The sequence below is a fragment of the Gottfriedia sp. NPDC058432 genome (genome assembly GCF_042721555.1).
GTDB lineage: Bacteria > Bacillota > Bacilli > Bacillales > Bacillaceae_G > Gottfriedia.
Genome location: NZ_JBHXLC010000025.1, coordinates 35,432 through 46,404, shown reverse-complemented (window position 1 = coordinate 46,404; position 10,973 = coordinate 35,432). Strand labels below are relative to the sequence as shown.

Annotated in this window: 23 protein-coding genes and 1 pseudogene; all 24 read right to left on the bottom strand. The window is 38.5% G+C overall.

Annotated features, from left to right (window positions below; all coding sequences use genetic code 11):
- Positions 1-122: pseudogene (locus ACFWM3_RS20070) on the bottom strand (DNA-directed RNA polymerase subunit alpha); the annotation flags it as partial.
- Between the two features lie 166 nt (positions 123-288).
- A complete protein-coding gene (gene rpsK / locus ACFWM3_RS20065; RefSeq protein ID WP_056467481.1) occupies positions 289-678 on the bottom strand; it encodes a 30S ribosomal protein S11 in 390 nt (129 codons plus the stop codon).
- Between the two features lie 29 nt (positions 679-707).
- The gene (gene rpsM, locus ACFWM3_RS20060; protein WP_056467478.1) at positions 708-1,073 is read right to left on the bottom strand and encodes a 30S ribosomal protein S13; all 366 of its coding nucleotides are present in this window, start codon (positions 1,071-1,073) and stop codon (positions 708-710) included.
- Positions 1,074-1,094: 21 nt separating this feature from the next.
- A complete protein-coding gene (gene rpmJ / locus ACFWM3_RS20055) occupies positions 1,095-1,208 on the bottom strand; it encodes a 50S ribosomal protein L36 (protein WP_000868344.1) in 114 nt (37 codons plus the stop codon).
- Between the two features lie 38 nt (positions 1,209-1,246).
- Positions 1,247-1,465 (bottom strand): translation initiation factor IF-1, encoded by a 219-nt coding sequence (gene infA, locus ACFWM3_RS20050; protein WP_056467475.1) that lies wholly within the window; start codon positions 1,463-1,465, stop codon positions 1,247-1,249.
- A gap of 227 nt (positions 1,466-1,692) precedes the next feature.
- A complete protein-coding gene (locus ACFWM3_RS20045; RefSeq protein ID WP_129692074.1) occupies positions 1,693-2,343 on the bottom strand; it encodes an adenylate kinase in 651 nt (216 codons plus the stop codon).
- A gap of 49 nt (positions 2,344-2,392) precedes the next feature.
- Positions 2,393-3,697, bottom strand: a complete 1,305-nt coding sequence (gene secY, locus ACFWM3_RS20040; protein WP_056467470.1) for a preprotein translocase subunit SecY — start codon at positions 3,695-3,697, stop codon at positions 2,393-2,395.
- 1 nt (position 3,698) lies between these two features.
- Positions 3,699-4,139, bottom strand: coding sequence for a 50S ribosomal protein L15 (gene rplO, locus ACFWM3_RS20035; RefSeq protein WP_056467467.1), 441 nt, complete (start codon positions 4,137-4,139; stop codon positions 3,699-3,701).
- Positions 4,140-4,169: 30 nt separating this feature from the next.
- A complete protein-coding gene (gene rpmD, locus ACFWM3_RS20030) occupies positions 4,170-4,352 on the bottom strand; it encodes a 50S ribosomal protein L30 (protein WP_056467464.1) in 183 nt (60 codons plus the stop codon).
- A gap of 15 nt (positions 4,353-4,367) precedes the next feature.
- Positions 4,368-4,868: a 30S ribosomal protein S5 gene (rpsE, locus tag ACFWM3_RS20025; protein WP_056467462.1), complete on the bottom strand. Its 501-nt coding sequence runs from the start codon at positions 4,866-4,868 to the stop codon at positions 4,368-4,370.
- A 20-nt stretch (positions 4,869-4,888) separates the two neighbouring features.
- The gene (gene rplR, locus ACFWM3_RS20020) at positions 4,889-5,251 is read right to left on the bottom strand and encodes a 50S ribosomal protein L18 (protein WP_056467459.1); all 363 of its coding nucleotides are present in this window, start codon (positions 5,249-5,251) and stop codon (positions 4,889-4,891) included.
- A gap of 33 nt (positions 5,252-5,284) precedes the next feature.
- A complete protein-coding gene (gene rplF, locus ACFWM3_RS20015) occupies positions 5,285-5,821 on the bottom strand; it encodes a 50S ribosomal protein L6 (RefSeq protein WP_056467456.1) in 537 nt (178 codons plus the stop codon).
- A gap of 30 nt (positions 5,822-5,851) precedes the next feature.
- A complete protein-coding gene (rpsH, locus tag ACFWM3_RS20010) occupies positions 5,852-6,250 on the bottom strand; it encodes a 30S ribosomal protein S8 (RefSeq protein ID WP_056467453.1) in 399 nt (132 codons plus the stop codon).
- A 33-nt stretch (positions 6,251-6,283) separates the two neighbouring features.
- Positions 6,284-6,469: a type Z 30S ribosomal protein S14 gene (locus ACFWM3_RS20005; protein ID WP_056467450.1), complete on the bottom strand. Its 186-nt coding sequence runs from the start codon at positions 6,467-6,469 to the stop codon at positions 6,284-6,286.
- Between the two features lie 34 nt (positions 6,470-6,503).
- Complete coding sequence (gene rplE, locus ACFWM3_RS20000) at positions 6,504-7,043, bottom strand: 50S ribosomal protein L5 (RefSeq protein ID WP_056467447.1); 540 nt, start codon at positions 7,041-7,043, stop codon at positions 6,504-6,506.
- 28 nt (positions 7,044-7,071) lie between these two features.
- The gene (gene rplX / locus ACFWM3_RS19995) at positions 7,072-7,383 is read right to left on the bottom strand and encodes a 50S ribosomal protein L24 (protein WP_056467443.1); all 312 of its coding nucleotides are present in this window, start codon (positions 7,381-7,383) and stop codon (positions 7,072-7,074) included.
- Between the two features lie 56 nt (positions 7,384-7,439).
- Entirely contained in the window at positions 7,440-7,808 is a 369-nt protein-coding gene (gene rplN / locus ACFWM3_RS19990; protein WP_056467440.1) for a 50S ribosomal protein L14, read from the bottom strand.
- Positions 7,809-7,854: 46 nt separating this feature from the next.
- Entirely contained in the window at positions 7,855-8,118 is a 264-nt protein-coding gene (gene rpsQ / locus ACFWM3_RS19985; RefSeq protein WP_098862514.1) for a 30S ribosomal protein S17, read from the bottom strand.
- A 21-nt stretch (positions 8,119-8,139) separates the two neighbouring features.
- Positions 8,140-8,340 (bottom strand): 50S ribosomal protein L29, encoded by a 201-nt coding sequence (gene rpmC, locus ACFWM3_RS19980; RefSeq protein WP_056467434.1) that lies wholly within the window; start codon positions 8,338-8,340, stop codon positions 8,140-8,142.
- Positions 8,330-8,764 carry a 50S ribosomal protein L16 gene (gene rplP, locus ACFWM3_RS19975; RefSeq protein WP_390312684.1) on the bottom strand — a complete coding sequence of 145 codons (435 nt, stop codon included), beginning with the start codon at positions 8,762-8,764 and terminating at the stop codon, positions 8,330-8,332. The genes rpmC and rplP overlap by 11 nt, the downstream gene beginning before the upstream one ends.
- 2 nt (positions 8,765-8,766) lie before the next feature.
- Positions 8,767-9,426 carry a 30S ribosomal protein S3 gene (gene rpsC / locus ACFWM3_RS19970; RefSeq protein ID WP_056467428.1) on the bottom strand — a complete coding sequence of 220 codons (660 nt, stop codon included), beginning with the start codon at positions 9,424-9,426 and terminating at the stop codon, positions 8,767-8,769.
- A gap of 3 nt (positions 9,427-9,429) precedes the next feature.
- Positions 9,430-9,771: a 50S ribosomal protein L22 gene (rplV, locus tag ACFWM3_RS19965; RefSeq protein WP_056467425.1), complete on the bottom strand. Its 342-nt coding sequence runs from the start codon at positions 9,769-9,771 to the stop codon at positions 9,430-9,432.
- 17 nt (positions 9,772-9,788) lie between these two features.
- Entirely contained in the window at positions 9,789-10,067 is a 279-nt protein-coding gene (gene rpsS, locus ACFWM3_RS19960) for a 30S ribosomal protein S19 (protein WP_056467422.1), read from the bottom strand.
- 57 nt (positions 10,068-10,124) lie between these two features.
- The gene (rplB, locus tag ACFWM3_RS19955) at positions 10,125-10,955 is read right to left on the bottom strand and encodes a 50S ribosomal protein L2 (protein ID WP_056467419.1); all 831 of its coding nucleotides are present in this window, start codon (positions 10,953-10,955) and stop codon (positions 10,125-10,127) included.
- Between the last annotated feature and the right edge of the window lie 18 nt (positions 10,956-10,973).

Sequence of the window (10,973 nt, the reverse complement as noted above, 5' to 3'; positions counted from 1 at the left end):
CGTAAGGAGTTACCTAGCGTTGTACCATATCCACGCTCAAGTGGTTCAATAACGAATTTACCATATTTGGAATCGTCACTGATCTCAACCGTTTCGATTTTCGGCTTTTCGATTTCAATCATTTTTTAAACCCTCCTTCAAAACGTCGAAACCCTCGGTTAGACCATGCTAACCGAAAGTCCCTATTAGGCAGTTCCTAATTGTGCACAACAAGAGATGTCTGTTAATATTTGCCAAACATATATCATAATCCATTATAGACAATTTTTGAAAATTTATACAGACAAATTATACACGACGACGTTTTGGTGGACGGCATCCGTTATGTGGAACTGGAGTAACGTCTCTGATAGCAGTTACTTCAAGACCAGCAGCTTGAAGAGCACGGATAGCAGCCTCACGACCAGCACCCGGACCTTTAACAGTTACGTCAAGAGTTTTTAAACCGTGTTCCATAGAAGCTTTAGCAGCAGTTTCAGCAGCCATTTGTGCAGCGAATGGAGTAGATTTACGAGATCCTTTGAAACCTAATGATCCAGCGCTTGACCAAGAAATTGCGTTACCATGAACATCAGTGATTGTTACGATTGTGTTATTGAAAGTTGAACGAATATGAGCTGTACCAGCTTCAATATTCTTTTTCACACGACGTTTACGTACATTTGTTTTACGTGCCATGTTGAATACCCTCCTTTACTTAAAAAATATTATTTCTTCTTGTTCGCTACTGTACGGCGTGGGCCTTTACGAGTACGAGCATTGTTTTTAGTGTTTTGACCACGAACAGGTAAGCTACGACGGTGGCGAATACCACGATATGAACCGATTTCGATTAGACGTTTAATGTTTAAAGAAACTTCACGACGAAGATCCCCTTCAACTTTCAACTTATCGATTAATTCACGAATTTTACCTAATTCTTCTTCTGTTAAATCACGTACACGAGTGTCTTCTGAAATACCAGCTTCAGCTAAGATTTTTTCAGAAGTTGCACGACCGATTCCGTATACATAAGTTAAAGAAACAACCACGCGTTTGTCGCGAGGAATATCTACACCAGCAATACGAGCCATTCTAGTGCACCTCCTTCTATATTAACCTTGTTTTTGTTTATGTTTTGGATTTTCACAAATTACCATTACTTTACCACGTCTGCGGATAACTTTACATTTTTCACAGATTGGTTTTACTGATGGTCTCACTTTCATGATTTCAACCTCCTTGTAGATTACGGAGTGCATATTTATTATTTAAAACGGTACGTAATACGGCCACGAGTTAAATCATATGGAGATAGTTCTACAGTAACCTTGTCACCTGGAAGAATACGAATGAAGTTCATACGAATTTTACCAGAAACGTGTGCAAGAACGACATGACCATTTTCCAATTCAACTTTGAACATCGCATTCGGAAGTGTTTCCGTAACGGTACCTTCAATTTCAATTACATCATCTTTCGCCATTAGGGCATTCTCCTTTCTTCAAATCAGTAGCTTGCTTGTAGGCAAACATACGCTTAGGAACATTAAGCCAAAGTGCTCTGATATGTTGGAGATATTTTGGCCTATTAAAGACCTATATTATATCAATCGTTCCAAGCAAAGCTATGTTTAAGCTTTAATAACAGTATCAGTTTTGACGAAACAACAATACGTCATACACAAGGAACGACGATCTTATCGTTCAATTATTAAACTAACTCTTTTAAAAGATTATCAATGTCATTGAAAACTTTGTTAATCTCTTGTTGACCTTCAATTGTTTTTACATAACCAAGATTATTGTAGAAATCAAGTAAAGGTTGAGTTTGTTTGATATTTACTTCAAGGCGATTTGCAACTGTTTCTTCATTATCATCCGCACGTTGATAAAGTTCTCCGCCACATTTTGGGCAAACACCCTCTTCAACAGGTGGATTGAAAATTAAATGATAAGTTGCTCCACACTCTTTGCAAATACGACGACCTGTTAAACGTTCAATTAAAAGTTGTTGGTCTACATGAATGTTTAACACGAAGTCAATTTTACGATTCATTACTTTCAGAGTCTCTTCTAGTGCTTCAGCCTGCGCAACTGTTCTAGGAAAACCATCCAATAAAAAACCGTTTTGGCAATCATCTTTAGCTAATCGTTCACGTACAATACCAATTGTTACCTCATCAGGAACAAGATGACCTTGATCCATAAACGATTTTGCTTGAAGACCTAGTTCAGTGCCGTCTTTAATCGCTGCACGGAACATATCGCCAGTAGATATATGAGGAATGCCGTATTTTTCGACAATTTTCTCAGCTTGTGTGCCTTTGCCTGCACCAGGAAGCCCCATAAGAATTAAATTCATGGTTAATCCTCCTCAAAATTAGGTGAGCAATAGGGAATTATATATTTCCCTATGCTCGTTCTTTAATAAAGCCTTTGTAGTTTCTCTTAACAAGCTGACTTTCTAATTGTTTCATTGTTTCAAGCGCAACTCCGACTACGATTAGTAAACTTGTTCCTCCAATTTGAGCTGAAGGTGGTAAGTTCGCAAATTTACCAAATACAATTGGTAATAAAGCGATGACAGCTAAGAAAATTGCTCCTACGAAAGTTAAACGATATAAGACTTTAATGATATATTCTTGAGTGCTCTTACCTGGGCGAATACCCGGGATGTAGCCACCTTGCTTCTGAAGATTTTCAGCCATTTGCTCTGGATTAGCCTGAACAAAAGTATAAAAATATGTGAAAGCAATGATCAAGACTAAATAAAATGCCATTCCCCATGGATTGTTATACGTAAAATGCGTTTTAATCCATTCAGTCACATTGTTACTTGGTAAGAACGATGCAATTGTTGAAGGAGTAATTAAAAATGAAACAGCGAAGATTACCGGAATAACCCCAGCGCCATTTACTTTTAATGGCAAGTGAGTAGATTGTCCTCCGACATAGCTATTATTACCATTGTTTCGTTTAGCATATTGAATTGGAATTTTACGATTAGCTTGTTGAATGTAAATTACAGCTACGATTACTAATAGTAAAATTAAAACCACTAGGCCAACTTTTACGATGTTTAAGAATAGCGCGTCACCAGCACCTTTAAATTGTTGCTGATAGACTTGGCTCATTGTATTAGGTATAGCAGCAACTATACCGCCAAAGATGATAACTGATATACCGTTCCCTACACCTTTAGCAGTAATCTGCTCACCTAACCACAATAAGAAAGATGTTCCAGCTGTTAGTACAATTGCTATATAAAGATAGGTTGACCAACCTGGATTTTCAATTAACATTCCGCCAGTAATATTGTTCATACTGATTGATAATCCAATTGCTTCTACAAAACCTAGAATAATTGTGATGTATCTAGTCAGTTGAGTCAATTTACGTCGACCAATCTCGCCTTGCTTCGACCATTCAGTTAACTTCGGAACAACGTCCATTTGAAGTAACTGAATAATGATTGAAGCAGTAATGTACGGCATTATACCCATTGCAAAAATCGAGAACTGTTTAAGAGCTCCTCCACCGAATGTGTTTAGAACACCAAAGATGCTTGAGCTATCTTGTGATGCTAATACATCGGCGTTGACGTTTGGAACAGGTATAAACGTTCCAATACGAAATACAATTAACATTAATAACGTAAAAAATATTTTTTTTCTAATATCTGCAATGCGCATAAAGTTGGAGATTGTCCGGAACATTTTAGATCACCTCAGCATTTCCACCAGCTGCTTCGATTGCCTCTACCGCAGAAGATGAGAACTTATGAGCTTTAACAGTAAGTTTAACTTCTAACTTACCTTTACCTAAAATCTTAATACCAGCTAATTCTTTACGAACGATACCAGTTTCGATCAGTAACTCAGGAGTTACTTCAGTTCCGTTTTCGAAGCGATTTAACGTTTCAACATTAACGATTGCGTAATCTTTACGGTTGATGTTAGTGAAACCACGTTTTGGTAAACGACGGAATAAAGGAGTTTGACCACCTTCAAATCCAAGACGAACACCGCCACCTGAACGAGCGTTTTGTCCTTTATGACCTTTACCTGCAGTTTTACCAGTACCTGAACCGATACCACGACCGATACGTTTAGATACTTTACGAGAACCTTCTGTAGGTTTTAATTCATGAAGTTTCATTAGGGCACCTCCTTACTTATTCATGTTCAATTAAATTTCTTTTACAGATACAAGGTGAGAAACTTTGTTAATCATCCCACGCATTGCAGCGTTATCTTGTTTAACAACAGTTTGGTTCGTTTTAGTAATACCTAAAGCACGAACTGTTGCGATTTGGTCTTGTTTACGACCAATTACACTGCGAGTAAGGGTAATTTCTAACTGTTTAGCCATCGTTATCCCTCCTTATTAACCTAGTAATTCTTCTACAGATTTACCACGTAATTTTGCAACTTCATCCGCACGTTTTAAGTTACTTAAACCTTCAATAGTAGCACGTACAATGTTTACTGGTGTGTTAGAACCAAGAGATTTAGATAAGATATCATGTACCCCAGCAAGTTCTAATACCGCACGAACAGGACCTCCTGCGATAACTCCAGTACCTTCAGAAGCAGGTTTTAAGAATACTTCACCAGCTCCAAAACGACCAGTAATTACGTGAGGAATTGTAGTTCCAACGATTGGTACGTTAATTAGATTTTTCTTAGCATCTTCAACAGCTTTACGAATAGCATCAGGTACTTCTTGAGCTTTACCAGTACCAAAACCTACATGACCGTTTTTGTCACCAACAACTACTAATGCTGCAAAGCGGAAACGACGTCCACCTTTTACAACTTTAGCAACACGGTTGATCGTAACTAAGCGTTCTTCAAGCTCTAATTTATTAGGATCAATGCGACGCATGTATGTCCCTCCTTCTTTTATTAAAATTGTAAACCAGCTTCACGAGCAGCTTCAGCTAAAGCTTTTACGCGACCATGATATAAGTAACCACCGCGGTCGAATACAACTTCAGTAACACCTTTTTCAGTAGCACGTTTTGCAACTAAGCTACCAACTAATGTTGCTGCATCGATATTACCAGTACCATTTAAAGTTAATTCTTTATCTAAAGTTGATGCACTTGCTAATGTAACGCCATTAACATCATCAATGATTTGAGCATAGATATGGTTGTTTGAACGATAAACGTTTAAACGTGGACGTTCTTGAGTACCAGATAATTTAGTACGAACACGAGCATGTCTTTTTTTACGTACTGCATTTTTATCAGCCTTAAAGATCATCTTGGTCACTCCTTTCTCTTATCTAGTTATAGATTACTTCGCAGTTTTACCTTCTTTACGACGAACCATTTCGCCTTCGTAACGAATACCTTTACCTTTATAAGGCTCTGGTGGACGTACTTGACGGATGTAAGCAGCAAGAGCTCCTACACGTTCTTTGTCGATACCTTTAATACTGATTTTAGTATTTGAAGGTACTTCGATTTCAACACCATTTTCAGGAGTGATCTCAACTGGGTGAGAATAACCAACAGCTAGAACAAGTTTGTCACCTGTTTTAGTCGCACGGTAACCTACCCCAACTAATTCAAGGTTACGAGTATAACCATTAGTTACACCTTCAACCATGTTACCTAAGATAGCACGAGTTGTACCATGAAGAGCACGGTGCTCTTTGTTATCAGTTGGACGTGCAACTGTTAATACGTTCTCGTTAACTTCGATTGTCATATCAGGGCTAAAAGTACGAGTTAACTCACCTTTAGGTCCTTTTACTGTAATAGTATTGTTGTTATTAGTAAGAGTAACTCCAGCAGGAATTACAAGTTCTTTTTTACCAACACGAGACATTCACTACACCTCCATTCTCTCTGTGTTTTATTACCAAACGTATGCTAAGATTTCGCCACCAGTTTTTGCTTGACGAGCTTCTTTATCTGTCATTACACCTTTAGATGTTGATACAATAGCAACACCTAAACCGTTAAGTACGCGAGGTACTTCGTCAGCTTTAGCGTATACGCGTAAGCCAGGCTTAGAAATTCTTTTTAATCCAGTGATAACACGTTCGTTGTTCACACCATATTTTAAGAAAATACGGATGATACCTTGTTTATCATCTTCAATGTACTCAACGTCACGGATGAAACCTTCACGTTTTAGAATTTCAGCAACTTCTTTCTTTAGGTTAGAACCTGGGAATTCTAATTTCTCGTGACGTACCATGTTCGCATTACGAATGCGAGTAAGCATATCTGCAATAGGATCTGTCATGACCATGTTCAGATAACCTCCTTCCTAATATCTATAGAATTACCAACTAGCTTTTTTAACGCCAGGGATTTGTCCTTTATAAGCAAGTTCACGGAAACAAATACGGCAAAGTTTAAATTTACGTAATACTGAGTGTGGACGTCCGCAACGTTCGCAACGTGTATACTCTTGTACTTTAAATTTCTGAGCACGTTTTTGTTTCGCAATCATTGATTTTTTAGCCACGTTTTCGCCTCCTCTTCTTTAGCGCTGGCTTTCATTATTTTTGAAAAGGCATTCCGAATAATGTTAGCATTTCACGAGCTTCTTCATCAGTATTTGCAGTAGTTACAATAACGATGTCCATACCACGTACTTTGTTTACTTTATCATAATCGATCTCTGGGAAGATTAATTGCTCTTTAACACCTAAAGTGTAGTTTCCACGGCCATCGAATGACTTTTTAGAGATTCCACGGAAGTCACGTACACGAGGTAATGTTACAGAAACTAATTTCTCAAAGAATTCGTACATACGCTCACCGCGTAATGTAACTTTAGCACCGATAGGCATTCCTTCACGAAGACGGAATTGAGCGATTGATTTTTTAGCTCTAGTTACAACAGGTTTTTGACCTGCGATTAAAGTTAATTCCTCAACAGCAGTATCTAATGCTTTTGAATTTGAAACAGCCTCACCAACACCCATGTTGATGACGATCTTTTCAATTTTTGGCACTTGCATAACTGATTTATAGTTAAACTTGCTCACTAGAGCAGGAGTGATTTCATTTTGATATTTCTCGACTAGGCGGTTCATTCAGTTGACCTCCTTTCATAAATTTCTATTATTTATCAAGTAATTCGCCTGATTTTTTTGCAATACGTACTTTTTTACCATCCACTAATTGGTAACCTACGCGTGTAGGTACTCCAGTTTTTGGATCTAATGCCATAACATTAGAAACATGGATTGGTGCTTCTTTCTCGATGATGCCACCTTGTGGGTTAGCTTGAGTAGGTTTTGAGTGTTTTTTAATGATGTTAACACCTTCAACTAGTACGCGGTTATTCTTTGGAAAAGCAGCAAGGATAACACCTTGTTTTCCTTTGTCTTTACCAGAGATAACTTGAACTTTATCACCTTTTTTTACATGCATCTTCTTCGTGCACCTCCTTAATAAGGCTTTCTGAAGTATTTATTAAAGTACATTAATTAAAGTACTTCTGGAGCTAATGATACGATTTTCATGAAGTTGCTATCACGTAATTCACGTGCAACTGGTCCGAAAATACGAGTACCACGTGGGCTCTTATCATCTTTAATGATAACAGCTGCGTTTTCATCAAATTTGATGTAAGTACCGTCTGGACGACGAACACCGCGTTTCGTACGAACGATAACAGCTTTAACTACATCACCTTTTTTAACAACGCCACCTGGTGTTGCTTGTTTTACTGTACATACGATGATATCACCGATGTTAGCAGTTTTACGGCCTGAACCACCTAATACTTTAATAGTAAGTAATTCACGTGCACCTGAATTGTCAGCAACTTTTAAACGAGTTTCTTGTTGGATCATGTCAAATTGACCTCCTTTCGGATTAAGAATGATATCCGATCATCTATTAGATAATAACAGCTTCTTCTACGATTTCAACTAAACGGAAACGTTTTGTAGCTGATAATGGACGAGTCTCCATGATTTTTACGATATCGCCAACTTTTGCAGTGTTTAGCTCATCGTGCGTTTTATATTTCTTAGAATATTTAACGCGTTTTCCGTATAGTTTATGTGTTTTATAAGTTTCAACTACAACAGTAATTGTCTTATCCATCTTATCAGAAACTACACGTCCTGTGTAAACTTTACGTTGGTTACGTTCGCTCACTGTGCAAACCTCCCCTCATTATTAATTATTAGAGTTAATTTCTCTTTCACGAACTACAGTTTTCATACGAGCAATTGCTTTACGAACCTCGCGGATACGAGCAGTGTTCTCTAATTGTCCTGTAGCTAATTGGAAACGAAGATTGAATAACTCTTCCTTAAGAGATTTCACTTTTAATTCAATTTCAGCAGTGGTAAGATCGCGAATCTCATTAGTTTTCATTAGAATCACCACCATTTTCTTCACGTTTTACAAACTTACATTTAACTGGTAATTTGTGAGCTGCTAAGCGTAGTGCTTCACGAGCTACTTCTTCAGATACACCAGCGATTTCGAACATAATTTTTCCTGGTTTAACGACTGCTACCCAACCTTCTGGAGCACCTTTACCGCTACCCATACGAACCTCAAGAGGTTTAGCTGTGTAAGGCTTAGAAGGGAAGATTTTAATCCATACTTTACCGCCACGTTTCATGTAACGAGTCATAGCACGACGCGCTGCTTCAATTTGACGGTTAGTAATCCAAGAAGCTTCAGTAGATTGTAAACCGAATTCACCGAATGCAATTTCAGTACCACCTTTGGCACGTCCACGCATTTTTCCACGATGCTCTCTTCTATATTTAACACGTTTAGGCATTAACATAATTAATTTCCTCCTTCCTCAGAAGCTTTCTTTTTTGTAGGAAGAACTTCACCTTTGTAAATCCATACTTTTACGCCTAGTTTACCGTATGTTGTATCTGCTTCTGCAGTTGCATAATCGATATCCGCACGTAATGTATGAAGTGGCACTGTACCTTCACTATATGATTCTGAACGAGCAATATCTGCTCCGCCAAGACGACCAGAAACTTGTGTTTTAATACCTAATGCACCAGCACGCATAGCACGTTGAAGTACTTGCTTTTGAGCACGACGGAAAGAAACACGGTTTTCTAATTGACGAGCGATGTTTTCAGCTACTAATTTAGCATCAAGATCTGCTCTTTTAATTTCGATGATGTTGATATGAACACGTTTGCCAGTAAGGTTGTTTAAAGCTTTACGAAGAGCTTCAACTTCCGAACCACCTTTACCGATTACCATACCTGGTTTTGCAGTGTGAACTGTAATGTTTACACGGTTAGCAGCTCTTTCGATTTCTACTTTAGATACAGCAGAATCTTTTAAACGAGTGCTAATGTACTCACGAATTTTGATGTCTTCATGTAAAAGATCAGCGTAATCTTTTTCAGCGTACCATTTAGATTCCCAATCTTTAATAATACCAACACGAAGTCCGACTGGATTTACCTTTTGTCCCATCGATTATCCCTCCTTCTTCTCTGATACCACGATTGTAATGTGGCTTGTGCGTTTGTTGATTGCGCTAGCACGTCCTTGTGCACGAGGGCGGAAACGTTTTAAAGTAGCACCTTCATCAACGAATACTTTTTCGATGTATAAGTTATTAACATCCATATCATAATTATGCTCTGCGTTAGCAATAGCAGATTTTAATAATTTTTCTACAACAGGAGAAGCAGTTTTTGGTGTGTGTCGAAGGATTGCGATCGCTTCGCCAACTTGTTTACCTCGGATTAAATCGACTACTAGACGAACTTTACGAGGAGCGATACGAACTGTTCTCAGTACAGCTTTAGCTTGCATTGGAGTGCCTCCTCTCATTATCTTCTAGTTTTCTTGTCATCCGCATCGTGACCTTTATAAGTACGAGTTGGAGCAAATTCACCAAGTTTGTGACCTACCATATCTTCCGATACATATACAGGTACGTGTTTACGACCATCGTATACTGCAATAGTATGTCCGATAAATTGTGGGAAAATAGTCGAACGACGTGACCAAGTTTTAACAACTTGCTTAGAGTCAGTCTCGTTTAATTTCTCAACTTTAGTTAATAAGTGATCATCAATAAATGGACCTTTTTTCAGGCTGCGTCCCATTGTGGTACCTCCCTTCGTGATTGACCTACGGTTCTAGTGAACCGTAGCACAATCGCGTTATTTTTTACGGCGACGAACGATAAACTTGTCTGACGCTTTGTTTTTCTTACGAGTTTTGTAACCAAGAGTTGGTTTACCCCATGGAGACATTGGTGATTTACGTCCGATTGGAGAGCGTCCTTCACCACCACCGTGTGGGTGATCAACTGGGTTCATTACAGATCCACGTACAGTTGGGCGTTTACCCATCCAACGAGAACGACCTGCTTTACCGATGTTAATAAGTTCGTGATGTTCGTTACCAACTTGACCTACTGTCGCGCGGCAAGTTGCTAAAATCATACGTACTTCACCAGAGTTTAAACGAACTAGTACATAACGATCTTCTTTACCTAATACTTGAGCAGACGTACCAGCTGAACGTACTAATTGTCCTCCACGACCAGGTTTTAACTCGATGTTGTGGATTGTAGTACCTACTGGAATGTTTACAAGTGGTAAAGCGTTACCTACTTTAATATCTGCTTCAGGACCTGAAACGATTTCCATTCCTACTACTAAGTTTTTAGGAGCTAGGATGTAACGTTTTTCTCCATCAGCGTAGTTAATTAACGCAATGTTTGCAGAACGGTTTGGATCGTACTCGATTGTAGCAACGCGTCCTGGTATACCATCTTTATCTCGTTTGAAATCGATGATACGGTATTGACGTTTGTGTCCACCACCTTGGTGACGAACAGTAATTTTACCTTGGTTATTACGGCCAGCTTTTTTGCTAAGTGGAGCTAATAATGATTTTTCTGGCTTGTCAGTAGTGATCTCAGCAAAATCATTAGTAGTCATACCACGGCGACCGTTAGTGGTTGGTTTATACTTTTTGATTCCCATCGTAATTTCCCTCCTTTT

Excerpts from the sequence above, each read along its gene's own strand:
- rpsK (WP_056467481.1), bottom strand. The coding sequence starts at position 678 with ATGGCACGTAAAACAAATGTACGTAAACGTCGTGTGAAAAAGAATATT.
- rpsM (WP_056467478.1), bottom strand. The coding sequence starts at position 1,073 with ATGGCTCGTATTGCTGGTGTAGATATTCCTCGCGACAAACGCGTGGTT.
- rpmJ (WP_000868344.1), bottom strand. The coding sequence starts at position 1,208 with ATGAAAGTGAGACCATCAGTAAAACCAATCTGTGAAAAATGTAAAGTT.
- infA (WP_056467475.1), bottom strand. The coding sequence starts at position 1,465 with ATGGCGAAAGATGATGTAATTGAAATTGAAGGTACCGTTACGGAAACA.
- ACFWM3_RS20045 (WP_129692074.1), bottom strand. The coding sequence starts at position 2,343 with ATGAATTTAATTCTTATGGGGCTTCCTGGTGCAGGCAAAGGCACACAA.
- secY (WP_056467470.1), bottom strand. The coding sequence starts at position 3,697 with ATGTTCCGGACAATCTCCAACTTTATGCGCATTGCAGATATTAGAAAA.
- rplO (WP_056467467.1), bottom strand. The coding sequence starts at position 4,139 with ATGAAACTTCATGAATTAAAACCTACAGAAGGTTCTCGTAAAGTATCT.
- rpmD (WP_056467464.1), bottom strand. The coding sequence starts at position 4,352 with ATGGCTAAACAGTTAGAAATTACCCTTACTCGCAGTGTAATTGGTCGT.
- rpsE (WP_056467462.1), bottom strand. The coding sequence starts at position 4,868 with ATGCGTCGCATTGATCCTAATAAATTAGAGCTTGAAGAACGCTTAGTT.
- rplR (WP_056467459.1), bottom strand. The coding sequence starts at position 5,251 with ATGATCTTTAAGGCTGATAAAAATGCAGTACGTAAAAAAAGACATGCT.
- rplF (WP_056467456.1), bottom strand. The coding sequence starts at position 5,821 with ATGTCTCGTGTTGGTAAAAAAGAACTTGTAATTCCTGCTGGAGTTACT.
- rpsH (WP_056467453.1), bottom strand. The coding sequence starts at position 6,250 with ATGGTCATGACAGATCCTATTGCAGATATGCTTACTCGCATTCGTAAT.
- rplE (WP_056467447.1), bottom strand. The coding sequence starts at position 7,043 with ATGAACCGCCTAGTCGAGAAATATCAAAATGAAATCACTCCTGCTCTA.
- rplX (WP_056467443.1), bottom strand. The coding sequence starts at position 7,383 with ATGCATGTAAAAAAAGGTGATAAAGTTCAAGTTATCTCTGGTAAAGAC.
- rplN (WP_056467440.1), bottom strand. The coding sequence starts at position 7,808 with ATGATCCAACAAGAAACTCGTTTAAAAGTTGCTGACAATTCAGGTGCA.
- rpmC (WP_056467434.1), bottom strand. The coding sequence starts at position 8,340 with ATGAAAACTAATGAGATTCGCGATCTTACCACTGCTGAAATTGAATTA.
- rplP (WP_390312684.1), bottom strand. The coding sequence starts at position 8,764 with ATGTTAATGCCTAAACGTGTTAAATATAGAAGAGAGCATCGTGGAAAA.
- rpsC (WP_056467428.1), bottom strand. The coding sequence starts at position 9,426 with ATGGGACAAAAGGTAAATCCAGTCGGACTTCGTGTTGGTATTATTAAA.
- rplV (WP_056467425.1), bottom strand. The coding sequence starts at position 9,771 with ATGCAAGCTAAAGCTGTACTGAGAACAGTTCGTATCGCTCCTCGTAAA.
- rpsS (WP_056467422.1), bottom strand. The coding sequence starts at position 10,067 with ATGGGACGCAGCCTGAAAAAAGGTCCATTTATTGATGATCACTTATTA.
- rplB (WP_056467419.1), bottom strand. The coding sequence starts at position 10,955 with ATGGGAATCAAAAAGTATAAACCAACCACTAACGGTCGCCGTGGTATG.